Annotated in this window: 15 protein-coding genes; 12 read left to right on the top strand and 3 right to left on the bottom strand. The window is 46.3% G+C overall.

Annotated features, from left to right (window positions below; all coding sequences use genetic code 11):
* The first annotated feature begins 117 nt into the window (after positions 1 to 117).
* From FLB61_RS01400 to FLB61_RS01380, 5 genes are all read left to right on the top strand, one after another.
* Complete coding sequence (locus FLB61_RS01400) at positions 118 to 1,770, top strand: putative manganese-dependent inorganic diphosphatase (RefSeq protein ID WP_087200247.1); 1,653 nt, start codon at positions 118 to 120, stop codon at positions 1,768 to 1,770.
* Positions 1,771 to 1,786: 16 nt separating this feature from the next.
* Positions 1,787 to 2,383 (top strand): flavin reductase family protein, encoded by a 597-nt coding sequence (locus FLB61_RS01395; protein ID WP_087200249.1) that lies wholly within the window; start codon positions 1,787 to 1,789, stop codon positions 2,381 to 2,383.
* Between the two features lie 88 nt (positions 2,384 to 2,471).
* Positions 2,472 to 3,161 carry a polysaccharide deacetylase family protein gene (locus tag FLB61_RS01390; protein WP_246599072.1) on the top strand — a complete coding sequence of 230 codons (690 nt, stop codon included), beginning with the start codon at positions 2,472 to 2,474 and terminating at the stop codon, positions 3,159 to 3,161.
* A gap of 19 nt (positions 3,162 to 3,180) precedes the next feature.
* On the top strand, positions 3,181 to 3,900 hold the full coding sequence (locus FLB61_RS01385; RefSeq protein ID WP_221919210.1) for a tRNA threonylcarbamoyladenosine dehydratase: 720 nt from the start codon (positions 3,181 to 3,183) through the stop codon (positions 3,898 to 3,900).
* A gap of 13 nt (positions 3,901 to 3,913) precedes the next feature.
* The gene (locus FLB61_RS01380) at positions 3,914 to 5,239 is read left to right on the top strand and encodes a replication-associated recombination protein A (RefSeq protein WP_087200254.1); all 1,326 of its coding nucleotides are present in this window, start codon (positions 3,914 to 3,916) and stop codon (positions 5,237 to 5,239) included.
* Positions 5,240 to 5,273: 34 nt separating this feature from the next.
* Here the strand turns inward: FLB61_RS01380 and FLB61_RS01375 are convergent, their stop codons facing one another.
* The 3 genes from FLB61_RS01375 to FLB61_RS01365 are packed head-to-tail and all read right to left on the bottom strand — an operon-like array spanning position 5,274 to position 7,900.
* On the bottom strand, positions 5,274 to 5,786 hold the full coding sequence (locus FLB61_RS01375; protein WP_087200256.1) for a DUF4364 family protein: 513 nt from the start codon (positions 5,784 to 5,786) through the stop codon (positions 5,274 to 5,276).
* Positions 5,787 to 5,799: 13 nt separating this feature from the next.
* A complete protein-coding gene (gene mnmL / locus FLB61_RS01370) occupies positions 5,800 to 6,741 on the bottom strand; it encodes a tRNA modification radical SAM protein MnmL/YtqA (RefSeq protein WP_221919209.1) in 942 nt (313 codons plus the stop codon).
* A 1-nt stretch (position 6,742) separates the two neighbouring features.
* Positions 6,743 to 7,900, bottom strand: coding sequence for an NAD(P)-dependent malic enzyme (locus FLB61_RS01365; RefSeq protein WP_221919208.1), 1,158 nt, complete (start codon positions 7,898 to 7,900; stop codon positions 6,743 to 6,745).
* A 217-nt stretch (positions 7,901 to 8,117) separates the two neighbouring features.
* Here FLB61_RS01365 and rho point away from each other — a divergent pair, with 217 nt between their 5' ends.
* From rho to FLB61_RS01330, 7 genes are all read left to right on the top strand, one after another.
* Entirely contained in the window at positions 8,118 to 9,494 is a 1,377-nt protein-coding gene (rho, locus tag FLB61_RS01360) for a transcription termination factor Rho (RefSeq protein ID WP_221919308.1), read from the top strand.
* 110 nt (positions 9,495 to 9,604) lie between these two features.
* Positions 9,605 to 9,811 (top strand): 50S ribosomal protein L31, encoded by a 207-nt coding sequence (gene rpmE / locus FLB61_RS01355; protein ID WP_087168467.1) that lies wholly within the window; start codon positions 9,605 to 9,607, stop codon positions 9,809 to 9,811.
* A 64-nt stretch (positions 9,812 to 9,875) separates the two neighbouring features.
* A complete protein-coding gene (locus FLB61_RS01350; protein ID WP_087211811.1) occupies positions 9,876 to 10,853 on the top strand; it encodes a DUF1385 domain-containing protein in 978 nt (325 codons plus the stop codon).
* Positions 10,850 to 11,728 carry a peptide chain release factor N(5)-glutamine methyltransferase gene (gene prmC / locus FLB61_RS01345; protein WP_087200264.1) on the top strand — a complete coding sequence of 293 codons (879 nt, stop codon included), beginning with the start codon at positions 10,850 to 10,852 and terminating at the stop codon, positions 11,726 to 11,728. Before FLB61_RS01350 ends, prmC begins: the two co-directional genes overlap by 4 nt.
* A 13-nt stretch (positions 11,729 to 11,741) precedes the next feature.
* Complete coding sequence (prfA, locus tag FLB61_RS01340) at positions 11,742 to 12,818, top strand: peptide chain release factor 1 (RefSeq protein ID WP_087200266.1); 1,077 nt, start codon at positions 11,742 to 11,744, stop codon at positions 12,816 to 12,818.
* Positions 12,819 to 12,854: 36 nt separating this feature from the next.
* A complete protein-coding gene (locus tag FLB61_RS01335) occupies positions 12,855 to 13,766 on the top strand; it encodes a DUF2156 domain-containing protein (RefSeq protein ID WP_087211807.1) in 912 nt (303 codons plus the stop codon).
* Positions 13,763 to 14,953 carry a pyridoxal phosphate-dependent aminotransferase gene (locus tag FLB61_RS01330; RefSeq protein ID WP_087200271.1) on the top strand — a complete coding sequence of 397 codons (1,191 nt, stop codon included), beginning with the start codon at positions 13,763 to 13,765 and terminating at the stop codon, positions 14,951 to 14,953. Before FLB61_RS01335 ends, FLB61_RS01330 begins: the two co-directional genes overlap by 4 nt.

Genomic DNA, 14,953 nt, shown 5'->3' with positions numbered 1-14,953 from the left:
TGCTTAACTATCAGTATAGCATAGAATGCAGACAAGAAAAAGAAAAAAAACAGTTGGCTTAAAAGAAAAAAAATGCTACTCTAATGGTAGACAGATTCGAAAGGATAATAGACAGGTATGACTTTAAACGAAAAAGAACGAAAAATCTATATTGTCGGCCATAAAAATCCGGATACGGATTCTATCTGTTCGGCGATCGCGTACGCAAATCTGAAAAAAATGATAACCGGAAAAAACTATGTAGCAAAGCGGGCCGGTGAAATTTCAGAAGAGACGCGCTATGTCCTCGATACATTCGGGGTTCCGGAACCGGCACTTCTGAACAATGTTTTTCAGCAGCTGAAAGATGTAGACATAGGAAAGGTAGAAGGAGTGCCTAGCAGTGCTTCCCTCCGGGAGGTATGGAGCAGGATGAAAGAACATAATATCAAGACGCTCCCGGTATTGAATGATCATAAACTGGAAGGGATCATCACGATCGGAGATATTGCCAATTCCTACATGGAGCAGCATGACAGCCATCTGCTCTCTGTGGCGAGGACACAGTACAGAAGTATTGCTCAGACGCTGGATGGAACGACCGTGATAGGAAATGAGCATGCTTACTTCATCAAAGGAAAGGTTGTTATTGCAGCATCCAGCCCGGATATGATGGAAAACTTCATTGAAGAAGATGACCTTGTTATCGTAGGAAACCGGTATGAGTCACAGCTTTGTGCCATCGAGATGAATGCCAGCTGTCTTGTCATCTGCCAGGGCGTGGAAGTGTCAAGGACGATACGGAAACTGGCAGCAGAACGGGATGTGGTAATCATCAGCACCCCTCATGACACATTTACGACAGCCAGACTGATCAACCAGAGTATTCCGGTCAAGTGTTTCATGACAAAGGAACATCTCACGACATTCCATATGAATGATTATCTGGAAGAGATCAAAGAAGTCATGACGAAAAAGCGATACCGTGATTTCCCGGTTGTTGACAAAAAGGGAAGGTTTGTGGGATTTATCTCCAGAAGGAGACTTTTGAAACCAAAAAGAAAACAGGTCATTCTTGTGGATCACAATGAGAAGACACAGGCAGTGGATGGGATTGAGGAAGCGGAGATCCTGGAGATCATAGATCACCACAGACTGGGAAGCATGGAGACGATGGGACCGGTCTACTTCCGCAATCAGCCGCTTGGATGCACGGCCACGATCATCTACCAGATGTATCAGGAAAATCAGATTATACCGGATAAGATCACTGCGGGACTGCTCTGCTCTGCCATCATCTCAGATACACTTTTATTCCGATCTCCTACCTGTACGCCAATCGACGAGGCAGCGGCGAGAGAACTGGCGCAAATTGCAGAGATCCAACTGGAAGAACATGCAAGAGAAATGTTCAAGGCGGGCAGCAATCTTGGGAACAAGTCAGCTCAGGAGATCTGTTTCCAGGATTTCAAGGAATTCAGTGTCAATGAACTGTCATTTGGCGTAGGACAGATCAATTCCATGAGTGAGGAAGAATTAAGGGAGATCAAAGCAAAGATTATGCCGCACCTGGATGAAATCTTAAAAGAAAGCAGTCTGGACATGGTTTACTTCATGCTGACAGATATCATGAAACAGTCCACAGAGCTTTTATGCTGCGGCAATAACGCCAAAGCATACATTATGGATGCATTTGAGCTCCCGGAAGACACAGACGTGATCAATCTTCCTGGTGTGGTGTCCAGAAAGAAACAGCTCATCCCGACTATCGTGAGCGAGATTCAGCAGTAGATAAGGAGAAAGGCGTATGACAGAGAAAGAGATATTTCGACCAGGCAATATGCTCTATCCACTTCCGGCAGTCATGGTAAGCTGTGCAGACAAAGACGGAAAGGACAATATCTTAACTGTTGCATGGACAGGAACAGTCTGCTCGGATCCGGCCATGCTTTACATTTCCGTGAGGCCAAACCGCTTTTCCCACCACATGATCGAGGAGACAGGGGAGTTTGTAGTCAATCTTACGACGGAGAAACTTGCACGGGCGACAGATTTCTGCGGCGTCCGATCTGGAAAGGATATGGACAAATGGAAAGAGACAGGGCTGACGCGGGGAAAAGCAGTTTCCCTGGAGTATGCTCCTATCATATCAGAAAGTCCGGTCAGCATTGAGTGTAAAGTGACAGAGATAAAAAGACTTGGCACACATGATATGTTTTTGGCACGCGTGACGGCAGTTCAGGTCAGCAAATCTTACATGGATGAGAAAGGAAAGTTTAATCTGAATCACACAGGACTTCTGGCATATTCCCACGGAGAGTATCTGGGACTTGGAAAAGAAATCGGAACATTTGGCTATAGTGTGAAGAAGAAAAACGGAAAAAAGAAAAGACGAAAGAAATAAAAACGGGCAGGGAACATTTTGTTCCCTGTTCTATTCTTTTGTGCGGAAGAATAGGATAGACCGGACGGAAAGAATCGTGGTGGGAAGATTGAATAAAACGACAACAGGGAAAAAAATCAAAATCATTGCGGAACTTTTGTTTTTATTTGCGGCTTGTGCCGCCGGGATACTTTCCCGTGCAGGGAATCTTTCGTATCCGGCAGGAAATGCAGCTGTGCAGGAAGAAAAGAAAATCGCCCTTACTTTCGATGACGGGCCAAGTGCATCCTATACTGTCAGGCTTTTGGATGGCCTGAAAGAGCGGAATGTAAAGGCAAGCTTTTTCCTGATCGGAAAACAGGCGGAAAAGTATCCGGAAATTGTCAAACGGATCCAGAAGGACGGACATCTCATCGGGAATCATACGTATCATCATATTGAGCTGACGAAGGTAAGCAAAGAAAAAGAGATGGAAGAAATAGGGAAAACGAATGAGGTTCTGGAAGGTATCACGGGAGAGAAAGTGAGTTTTATCCGTCCTCCTTTTGGCGAATGGAGAAAAGAAATCCTGGAGGATGTGGAGCTGATACCGGTACTTTGGGATATCGATCCGCTGGACTGGTGCACCCCTGATTCGGGAGAAATCGTAAGAAGAGTAGTGACGAAGGCAAAAGAAAATGGTATTATCTTATTGCACGACTGTTACGAAACTTCGGTGGAGGCGGCGCTTCAGATCATCGATCTTCTCAAAGAAAAAGGGTATGAGTTTGTGACAGTCGATGAATTGATCATGGAATAAACAGAAAGAGAGTCTGAATATGATATACGAATTTTCAAGGACGGAACTATTGCTAGGCAAAGAGAAGATGGAAGCACTCAGAAGATCTTCTGTAATGGTGTTTGGTGTAGGAGGTGTCGGATCGCATTGTATCGAGGCTCTGGCAAGATGCGGGATCGGCAAGTTGATCCTCATCGACAATGACACTGTGTCTCTTACCAATATCAACAGGCAGTCTATCGCTTACCACAGTACAGTCGGACAGTATAAGACAAAGGTCATGAAAGAACGGATTGCAGATATTTCCCCTGAGACGGAAGTGGTAACATATGAGCAGTTTGTGCTTCCGGAAAACCTGGAAGAGGTGTTTCAGGATCAGCCGGATTATATCATCGATGCCATAGATACTGTTACGGCAAAAATTGCCCTTGTCATGTACGCGAAAGAGAAAGAAATACCGATTATCAGCAGTATGGGGACGGGGAACAAACTGCACGCAGAATGTTTTGAGATCGCAGATCTTGAAGAGACGTCCGTTTGTCCTCTGTGTAAAGTTATGCGCAAGGAACTGAAAAAGCGAGGCGTCCGGCATTTGAAGGTGCTGTACTCCAAAGAAAAACCCATCGATACGAAAAACCGGGAGACGGAGGAAGAAAAGGGGGCAAGGCGTTCGCTTCCTGGCAGTATCTCCTTTGTCCCTCCGGTTGCAGGGCTTATGATTGCGGGGGAAGTGATCAGGGATCTTGCAGGATGCAGATAAGGAGGTACTGAAGATGGATTTATTTGAATATGCCAGAGAACTTCAACAGGAGAAAGAGGCTCCGCTTGCTTCAAGACTTCGACCGACTACCCTGGAAGAGGTGGTAGGCCAGCAGCACATCATCGGAAAAGGAAAACTGTTGTACCGGGCCATCAAGGCAGACAAACTGAATTCCGTTATCTTTTACGGGCCCCCGGGTACCGGGAAGACAACTCTGGCCAAGGTCATTGCGAACGCTACAAGTGCACAGTTTTGCCAGATCAATGCTACTGTGGCGGGAAAAAAAGATATGGAAGCAGTCGTGGAGGAGGCAAAAAAGACACTGGGGATGTACCGCAAGAAGACGATCCTGTTCATCGATGAGATCCACCGGTTCAATAAAGGGCAGCAGGATTACCTGCTTCCATTTGTGGAAGACGGAACGGTCATTCTCATCGGAGCCACCACGGAGAACCCATATTTTGAGGTCAACCGGGCGCTGATTTCCAGATCCACGGTTTTTGAACTGAAACCTCTCTCGAAAGATGAGATCAAAGTGTTGATTGAGAGGGCTGTCTATGATGAAAAGAAAGGGATGGGAAGCTATCATGCTGTCATCGATCCAGATGCGGAAGAGTTTCTGGCTGATCTGGCAGGAGGAGATGCCCGCCTTGCATTAAATGCGGTAGAACTGGCTGTCTTGACGACGGAGAGAGAGAAAGACGGAAAAATCCACCTGACACTGGATGTTGTGTCAGAGTGTATTCAGAAAAGAGTCGTCCGTTACGACAAAGACGGGGACAACCATTACGATACAATATCCGCATTCATAAAAAGCATGAGAGGATCTGATCCGGACGCGGCTGTCTATTACCTGGCAAAGATGCTTTACGCGGGGGAGGACGTGAAATTCATTGCGAGGCGGATTATGATTTGTGCGTCTGAAGATGTGGGAAATGCAGATCCGATGGCACTTACGGTTGCGGTTTCCGCTGCTCAGGCGGTGGAACGGATTGGGATGCCGGAGGCACAGATCATTCTTGCCCAGGCTGTCCTCTACATTGCAGGAGCGCCGAAAAGCAATTCTGCAGTCATGGCGATAAGTGAGGCGATGCAGAATGTAAAGCAATATCGGACGACTGTCCCTGCACATCTCCAGGATGCCCACTACGGCGGACACGAGGAACTTGGACACGGTATCGGATACAAGTATGCCCACAATTATCCATATCACTATGTGGATCAGCAATATCTTCCGGATGAGATCAAAGGAACTGTGTTTTATCATCCGGGAGAAAATGGGAAAGAAAAAGAAATCGGAGAATGGCTTCGTTTCATACGGGGACAGAAAGAAAAATAACAGGCCGCGTCTTTTGACGCGGCCTGAAACAATCTCAAAGAAGATGTGTCATAATATAGGCGTAGATTTCCTGATTTCTGGCAGTCCAGTTAGATACAATAACTTCCGCCTCTTCCTCGGATGGAACTGTCACGGTAAGATCAATGAGAGGCATGTTCTGCTCGATGACCTGACAACGGACAGAAAACTCGCCTTTTGTATTTCGGTAATAATCCGATTTGACGGATACTTCATTTTTGAGGGAAAATTTTTTCTCCACAAAAAAATCATACACATCTTTTTTTATGGCATCAGATATCTTGTTTTCAAAATAGGAAATGGACTCAAGCCCTTCTTCTGTCAGATGATACAATGTCCGGTTATGAGTTGTCTCTTCCCGGATCAGCCCAGAATCAGCAAGCTCGGACAGGGCTTTTTGCAGTGTGAAATATGTTGTATATCCTTTCCCGAGTATAAAGTCCGATATCTGCGCATTCGTAAGGGGAAAATCCACCTTTTCCAGCATATATAAAATGATCAGCTTATAGAGCGTAAAGGTTTCAGACATGGACTGCTCCTTTCTACAAAAATCTACAGTTCTTTCCCTGCCATACATCCTTTTCTTTAAATGACTGAGCCATACGGTTCAAGACAAGCCGTTTGTTCGCAGTCCAAAGCGGCGCGATCAGGATGGATTTTGGTCCGTCTCCGGTAAGACGGTGGATGACGATATCCGAACGGAGCGAACAGATGCAGACGCCGAGAAAATCTAGGTATTCTTCCATGGAAGGGAGAGGAAAAGGGTGTTCCCGATAGAGATCGCCAAGATCTGTTCCATCCAGCACATGCAGCAGCTGAAGCTTGACACCCTGGATATCCATCCGGTTCAGATAATCGATCGTCTCCAGCATATTGCTCTTTGTCTCCCCTGGAAGATAGAGGATCGTGTGAACGATCACATCGATCCCTTCCGCGCGAAGAAGCGAGACAGCACGGTCAAATACCGCCAGATCATAGCCTCTTCGGATAAATTGCGCCGTGCTTGGATGGATTGTCTGAAGACCAAGTTCCACCCAGACAGGTTTGATCCGGTTTAGTTCCGAGAGGAGGGCAATCGTTTCTGCCGGGAGACAGTCCGGACGGGTAGCCACGGAGAGGATCCGGACTTCCGGATCTTTGATTGCCTCCGAAAAGACAGCGCGCAGTTTTTCGACCGGAGCATATGTGTTTGTAAAAGCCTGAAAATAGGCGATATAAGAGTGACCGTGGTATTTGGATTTCAGACGCGCCTTCTGAAACTCAATCTGACGGCGGATGGAAAGCCGGGAATCCCCGGCAAAATCGCCGCTTCCTCCCCGACTGCAAAAAATGCAGCCGCCGGTTCCGCATGTTCCGTCCCGGTTTGGACATGTAAAGCCTCCGTTTAAGGAAAGTTTGTACATTTTTTCGTTGTATTTCGTTTTCAGATAACTGTCAAGGGAATAGTAGCGTCTGCCGTCACGGCGATACGGATACTCTGCCATATCAGATCAACGCCTTCACGGCAGCGCTTACAGCGTCAGCTACACGAGAATCAAAAGCTTCAGGCAGGATGTTTGTCTCACTGAGTTCTTCATCCGGGATGAGCCCCGCGATGGCATGAGCGGTAGTAAGTTTCATATCTTCCGTGATCTGGGAAGCACGACCTTCCAGAGCACCTTTAAAGATGCCAGGGAAAGCCACCACATTATTGACCTGATTCGGGAAATCACTTCGGCCGGTTCCAATGACTCTGGCCCCTGCTTCCCTGGCAAGATCCGGCATGATCTCAGGCACCGGATTTGCCATGGCAAAGAGAATGGAGTCCGGATTCATGGAAGCCACCATCTCCTTTGTGACAATATTTGGTGCAGAAACTCCGACGAAAATGTCGGCTCCTTTCAGTGCATCGGCGAGCGTGCCATGATGGTTCTGCAGATTTGTAACTTCCGCCATCTTTTGCTGCATCCAGTTGAGATCCGGGGAGTCTTTGGAGATGATGCCGTTGATGTCACACATAACAACATCGCGGAAACCGTAGGTAAGCAGCAGTTTTGTGATGGCTACGCCTGCAGATCCGGCTCCGTTTACAACAACTTTACAGGATTCCTTCTCCTTTTTAACAACTTTCAGGGCATTGATGATACCAGCAAGCACAACGATGGCCGTTCCATGCTGGTCATCGTGGAAGACCGGGATATCAAGAAGTTCTTTTAACCGCTCTTCAATTTCAAAACAGCGAGGGGCGGAAATATCTTCCAGATTGATGCCTCCAAATGCAGGAGCAATGTGTACGATGGTGCGGATGATCTCTTCTGTATCCTGTGTATCCAGGCAGATCGGAACCGCATTGACTCCGCCGAATTCTTTGAAAAGTACGGCCTTTCCTTCCATGACAGGCATAGCTGCGTGTGCACCAATGTTGCCAAGTCCGAGAACCGCACTTCCATCGGAGACAACGGCGATGGTATTTGCCTTCATCGTATATTTGTAAGCGGCCTCCTTATCCTTTGCAATGACCTTGCACGGCTCTGCAACGCCGGGCGTATATGCGACAGCCAGGTCCTCCCTGGATTTTACGTGAGATTTTGCAGTAGTCTCGATTTTTCCGTTCCAGAGTTCGTGCATTTTCAGCGCTTTTTCTAATGTATTGTCTGCTGACATATGATTCACCTTTTCTTCTATAATAGTATGTGCATTCCTGCACACCTTTATAAACCATAATACCATTGATAAATGTCTGGTGCAATAAACAATTTGGAAAAAGGGCTTTTCAATTCGTGAATAATAAGTTATACTTTAAATATTATTTCGAGACAGGTCTGGTCAGACTGAATTTCCCGACATTGCAGAAAGGAATGAAAACAGAATAATGATGGATATGAAAGAAAAATACGAAACTCTTTCTCTGGCAGTGTTGAAAGATGTCGCTAAAGCAAGAGGGCTGAAAGGGACTTCTGCACTGAAAAAGTCGGAGCTGATCGATAGGCTGCTGGAGGAAGACAAAAAGGCCAATGCCAAAGAAGAGGAAGATTCAAATACAAAAGAGGAAAAAACAGAGACTGATACAGCCCGGAAAGAAGAAAGTAAAAACGAAAAAGAAAAGATGGGAATGGATATTTCGGAGCTGGACAGTGGTATGAGTGCGCAGGGTATCCTCGAGGTGCTCCCGGATGGATACGGTTTTATCCGGTGCGAAAACTATCTTCCCGGAGAAAACGATGTCTACGTATCCCCTTCGCAGATACGTCGTTTTGGGCTGAAGACAGGGGATATCATCACAGGAAATACAAGAATCAAGACGCAGTCTGAAAAATTCAGCGCGCTTTTATATTTGACAAAGATCAATGGAATTCCGCCGGCGGAAGCGGCAAAAAGGAGGAGCTTTGAGGATCTTACACCGATTTTCCCGAATGAACGGCTTCGCATGGAATGCTACAACAGTTCTACAGCCATGAGGATCATGGATCTTTTATCCCCGATCGGAAAAGGCCAAAGAGGAATGATCGTGTCTCCTCCGAAGGCAGGAAAGACAACACTTTTAAAAGAAACGGCGCTCTCCATTCTTAAGAATAATCCGGAAATGCATCTCCTGGTATTGCTGATCGATGAACGTCCGGAAGAAGTAACCGATATCAAAGAGAGTATCAGGGGGAAAAATGTGGAAGTGATCTATTCCACATTTGATGAACTTCCGGATCACCACAAGAGAGTATCAGAGATGCTGATCGAACGCGCAAAGCGTCTGGTAGAGCATAAAAAGGATGTCGTCATCCTTCTGGACAGCATCACACGTCTTGCAAGGGCGTATAACCTTGTGGTCCCGCCAAGCGGAAGGACTCTGTCCGGAGGACTTGACCCGGCGGCTCTCCATATGCCGAAACGTTTTTTTGGAGCAGCAAGAAATATGAGGGAAGGCGGAAGTCTCACAATTCTGGCTACCGCATTGGTAGATACGGGAAGTAAAATGGATGATGTCATCTATGAAGAATTCAAAGGTACCGGAAATATGGAACTTGTGCTTGACAGAAAACTTTCCGAAAAAAGAGTGTTCCCGGCTATCGATATTCCAAAATCCGGAACGAGAAGAGAAGATCTTCTCCTTACACCGGAAGAGCAGGAAGCAGTCTATATCATGCGCCGCGCACTAAACGGCATGAAGTCGGATGAGGCGGTTGACAACATTCTGAACCTGTTTAACCGGACGAAAACAAACGCGGAGCTTGTGCAGACAGTAAAGAAAATGAAGTTTATTTAAAAAAAGCTTGCAAAACATATTCGGATATGATATGATTAATCCGCTGTTTAAAGACAATTAGTCGCAGAGAAATCTGTGTGAGACGAATAAAACAAGAAGAGGTGAAAATCATGAAAGAAGGAATCCATCCAGCATATCATCAGGCAACTGTAACATGCAACTGTGGGAACACATTCGTAACAGGTTCTACAAAAGAAGATATCCATGTTGAAATCTGTTCTAAATGCCACCCGTTCTACACAGGACAGCAGAAAGCGACTCAGGCTCGTGGCCGTGTTGATAAGTTTAACAAAAAATACGGAATCGAAAGCAAATAAGATTCAGAAAATTTGGGCTGAGGTCAGGCGATCTCAGCCCGTTTCATATTATTGAGGAGTTTGTATGAAATCATCAAATGTTGGAGGGCAGGCCGTCTTAGAAGGTGTGATGATGAAGCACAAAGACGAGTACGCGGTGGCGGTCCGGACGCCGGACGGAACGATCACTGTGGAAAGCGGCAAGTACGAAAGTATTGTGAAATCTCACAAAAAGCTTTTGCACATCCCATTTGTAAGGGGAATCTTTAATTTCATCGATTCCATGGTTCTTGGGATGAAGACATTGACTTATTCGGCAAGCTTTGAAGAAGAGGAAGAAAAAGAGATCACGGAGAAGGAAGCGTTGAAAAGAGAGAAGATGGACAAGATTCTGACCGGTATCATCACGGCTGTGTCATTTGTCCTGGCCATAGGAATCTTCATGGTGCTTCCGTATTTTCTTTCAGATCTTTTAAAAACGGTCATCCCGTCTTACACAGTCCGGATCATTCTGGAAGGTGTCATCCGGATTGTGATTTTTGTAGTATATATCTGGCTTATCTCAAAAATGGAAGATATCAGCCGGCTTTATCAGTACCACGGAGCGGAGCATAAATGTATCAACTGCATCGAGCATGGACTGCCACTCACAGTGGAAAACGTGAGAAACAGCTCGAAGGAGCATAAGCGCTGCGGGACAAGTTTTCTGATGTTTGTCATGATCGTCGGCATTGTTCTTCTGTTCTTTGTCCAGACGGAATCCCATGTGCTTAGAGTTGTGATTCGGATTGCGCTTCTGCCGGTCATTGCAGGGATTTCCTATGAGATCATCCGTCTGGCAGGAAATTCAGATCATCCTGTTGTAAACATTTTAAGTAAGCCGGGACTCTGGCTTCAGGGACTTACAACAAAAGAACCAGATGACCGTATGATCGAAGTGGGAATCGCATCGGTGGAGGCGGTCTTTGACTGGAGAGCGTACCTGAAAGAAAATTTTGGGAAGAGTTACCCGGAACAGGAAGAAAACAAAGGAATACCGGAAATGCAGGAGGGAACACCGTGACGTTTAGGGAAGCGCTGAACCGGGGAAAGCTGTATCTCATGGAATGTGGGATAGAAGAGTATGAGCTGGATGCGTGGCTTTTATTTGAGCATGTGACCGGGATCAACAAGGCGATGTATTATGTGAAAGACAGAGAAGAACTGCCGGAAGATCAGGAGAGAAAGTACCAGGAAATGCTGCACAGGCGAGGAGAGCATATTCCGCTCCAGCATCTCACGGGTGTACAGGAATTTATGGGGTATTCATTTCGTGTAAACGGCAATGTCCTTATTCCGAGACAGGATACGGAGATACTTGTGGAAGATGCGGACGCTTTCTGCCACGTAATGGAAGGACAGGGGAGAAATATTCGGATTCTGGATTTGTGTACTGGTTCCGGATGCATTCTTCTGAGTCTCATGAAGATGGACAGTCATGGCAGCAGGAGCGGAATCGGATCGGACTTATCGGAAGAAGCGCTCCGGATTGCCAGGGAAAACCAGAAGATTTTGGAGGTTTCAAAAGAGAAGGCGGCGTTCATAAAGAGTGATCTTTTTGAAGAGATAACGGGAAGATTTGACATGATCGTGTCCAATCCTCCGTACATCCGGACAAAAGAGATAGAGAAACTGCAAGAAGAAGTAAGGCTTCACGATCCGTTCCAGGCACTGGACGGAAAAGAGGACGGCCTTTATTTTTACCAAAGGATCACGGAGAGAGCTTCGGATTTCCTGAATGACGAAGGAAGGCTGATTTTTGAGATCGGATATGATCAGGGGGAGGCAGTTTCCGCTATGATGAAGGACGCGGGCTTTGACAGTGTGTATGTAAAAAAGGATCTGGCAGGACTTGACCGTGTAGTAGGCGGCGTGTACAATAGAGCAAGAGAAAATTAGGAGGAATTGACAAATGTTTGATAAACTGGAAGATTTGCTGATTCGTTTTGAAGAAATCATGGGCGAACTTCAGGAGCCGGATGTTGTAAATGATCAGTCCCGTTTCAGACGGCTGATGAAAGAACAGAATGATCTGGCGCCTATCGTGGAAGCGTATAAAGAATACAAAAAATGCAATGAGACGATCGAGGACAGCGTTGCCATGTTGGAAGAAGAATCAGACGAGGAGATGAGAGAACTTCTCAAAGAAGAACTCTCCGACGCGAGAAAGCGTGTGGAGGAGCTGGAACATGAACTTAAGATCCTGCTTCTTCCGAAAGACCCAAATGACGATAAGAACGTTATCGTGGAAATCCGAGCAGGCGCAGGCGGGGATGAAGCAGCTCTTTTTGCTGCTGAGATTTACCGCATGTACATCCATTATGCAGAGAGCCGGCGCTGGAAATGTGAGATGATCTCTCTGAATGAAAATGGGATCGGTGGATTTAAAGAAGTTGTGTTTATGATCTCCGGACAGGGGGCATACTCCAGATTGAAATACGAAAGCGGTGTTCACAGGGTGCAGCGTGTTCCTGAGACGGAAAGCGGCGGCCGGATCCATACCTCCACTATCACGGTTGCGATCATGCCGGAGGCAGAGGAAGTGGATGTACAGATCGACATGAATGACTGTAAGTTTGACGTGTTCCGTGCATCCGGAAACGGTGGACAGTGTGTCAATACGACAGACTCTGCCGTGCGTCTGACCCACATCCCGACAGGTATCGTAATTTCCTGCCAGGATGAGAAATCACAGCTGAAAAATAAAGATAAAGCGCTGAAAGTTCTCCGCGCAAGACTCTATGAACTGGAGCAGGCAAAGCAGCACGATGCGGAAGCAGAGGCACGAAGAAGCCAGGTTGGAACAGGGGACCGTTCAGAAAAAATCCGGACATACAATTTCCCGCAGGGACGTGTGACAGATCACCGGATCAAGCTGACGCTCCACAGGCTTGACTCTATCATGAACGGAGATCTGGATGAGATCATCGATTCTCTGATTGCGGCAGACCAGGCAGCGAAACTTGCAAATATGCAGGAGAACCAGTAATTCAGTTTGTTTATGAGATAAGAAGGTAATCATTATATGGTAGAATGGAAATTTAGACGTCCCGTTTTGGAAGACCGAGAGTTGATCGATACGTTTTTCCGAAAATACCCGAGCCGAAGCTGTGACAGGACATTCGCAAATGTTCTGCTCTGGGCAAGGCACTACAATGTGGAATTCTGCTTTACAGGGAAAGTGATCCTGTTCCGCGACAACAGTGATGGATATGGATTTGCCTGGCCGGTAGGGGGAAACGGGGACGTTAAGGAAGTAATTCCTGAGATAGAAGCGTATTGTGAGAGAGAAGGAAAGACATTTCTGCTTTATGGGGTAACGCCGGAACAGTTTGCACTTCTCGAAGAATGGTATCCGGGGAGATACCAGATCTCGTATGAGCGCGACCGGGCGGATTACGTATATGAGTCGGAGAAGCTCTGCACGTTATCGGGAAAGAAACTTCATGGAAAGAGAAACCATATCAACAAATTTAAGGCGATGTTTCAGGACTGGAGTTATGAGAAGCTGACGGATGATAATCTGGAAGAATGTTTTCAGATGGCTCTCGCATGGAGAAATGAAAACGGATGCGAGGATGATGAGGAGAAAAATTCCGAGATGTGCGTTACGCTGAACTCCCTGAGACTTTTCCGGGAACTTTCGCTCACAGGAGGAGCGCTGAGGGTAAACGGAAAGATCGCAGCATTTACAATCGGGGAACCGATCAATGAAGATACATTTGTTGTTCACATTGAAAAAGCGTTTGCCGATGTTCCGGGCGCTTACCCGATGATCAATCAGCAGTTCGTGCAGCACGAATGCACGGGATACCGTTATGTCAACAGAGAGGATGATGTCGGACAGGAGGGGTTAAGAAAGGCAAAATTGTCTTACAAACCGGCATTTCTTGTAGAAAAGGGAATTGTGACGATCAAGCAGGAGGTATCAGAATGATTGCAGAAAAGATGAAAGGGATGGTGGCAAACAGCTCTGCCATCCGTGCTATGTTTGAGGAAGGAAACCGTCTTGCAGGAATATACGGGGCAGAAAATGTCTACGACTTCAGTCTCGGAAATCCGAATATACCGGCTCCGAAATCAGTGAAAGAAGCGATGATCTCCATTTTGAATGAGGAAGATCCGATTACCGTACACGGGTATACGAACAGCAACGCGGGTTACGCGGATGTGAGGAAAGCGGTTGCTGAAAATCTGAACAAACGTTTTCAGACAAATTTTACAGGAAATAATATCATTATGACGGTAGGAGCTGCGGGCGGCCTGAATGTGATCCTGAAGACTCTTCTCAATCCGGGCGACGAAGTCATCGTGTTTGCCCCATATTTTGGAGAGTACAGAAGTTATGTAAGCAATTTTGACGGAGTTCTCGTAGAAATTTCTCCGGATACAGAGACTTTCCAGCCAAAAATGGAAGAATTTGAACAAAAGATCACAGCAAAGACAAAGGCAGTCATCGTCAACAACCCGAATAATCCGACCGGTGTCGTCTATTCGGAGGAGACGATAAAAAGGCTTGCTGCAGTTATGGAACAGAAACAGAAGGAATTCGGCACGGACATTTATCTGATCTCAGATGAACCATACAGGGAACTTGTCTATGGAAATGTAGAAGTTCCATTTCTTACGAAATATTATGACAATACAGTCATCGGATACTCTTTCAGCAAATCGCTTTCTCTTCCGGGAGAACGGATTGGCTATCTTGTCATACCGGACGAGGCAAAAGACAGTGCAGATATCCTTTCTGCGGCAAATGTGGCAAACAGGATCCTTGGATTTGTCAATGCTCCGACTTTGCAGCAGAAGGCGGTAGCAAGATGTCTGGATGAAAAGGCGGATATTGCATTTTATGACAGAAACAGGGAGGCGCTTTACAATGGGCTTTTGGAAGCAGGCTTTTCCTGCATTAAACCGCAAGGAGCCTTCTACCTTTTCGTAAAGGCACCGACAGAAGACGAAAAAGAATTCTGCGGACGGGCCAAAAACTACAACATTCTTATGGTACCGGGAAGTTCGTTTGGATGTCCGGGCTTTGTAAGACTTGCATACTGTGTGTCTCATGAAACGATCCTTCGTTCATTGCCGAAGTTTAAAGAACTGGCAAAAGAGTACGGCCTGTAG

The organism is Sellimonas caecigallum (assembly GCF_019754295.1).
Taxonomy (GTDB): domain Bacteria; phylum Bacillota; class Clostridia; order Lachnospirales; family Lachnospiraceae; genus Sellimonas; species Sellimonas caecigallum.
Note: the sequence above shows the minus strand (reverse complement) of the source record. Positions and strands in the feature narration are given on the sequence as shown.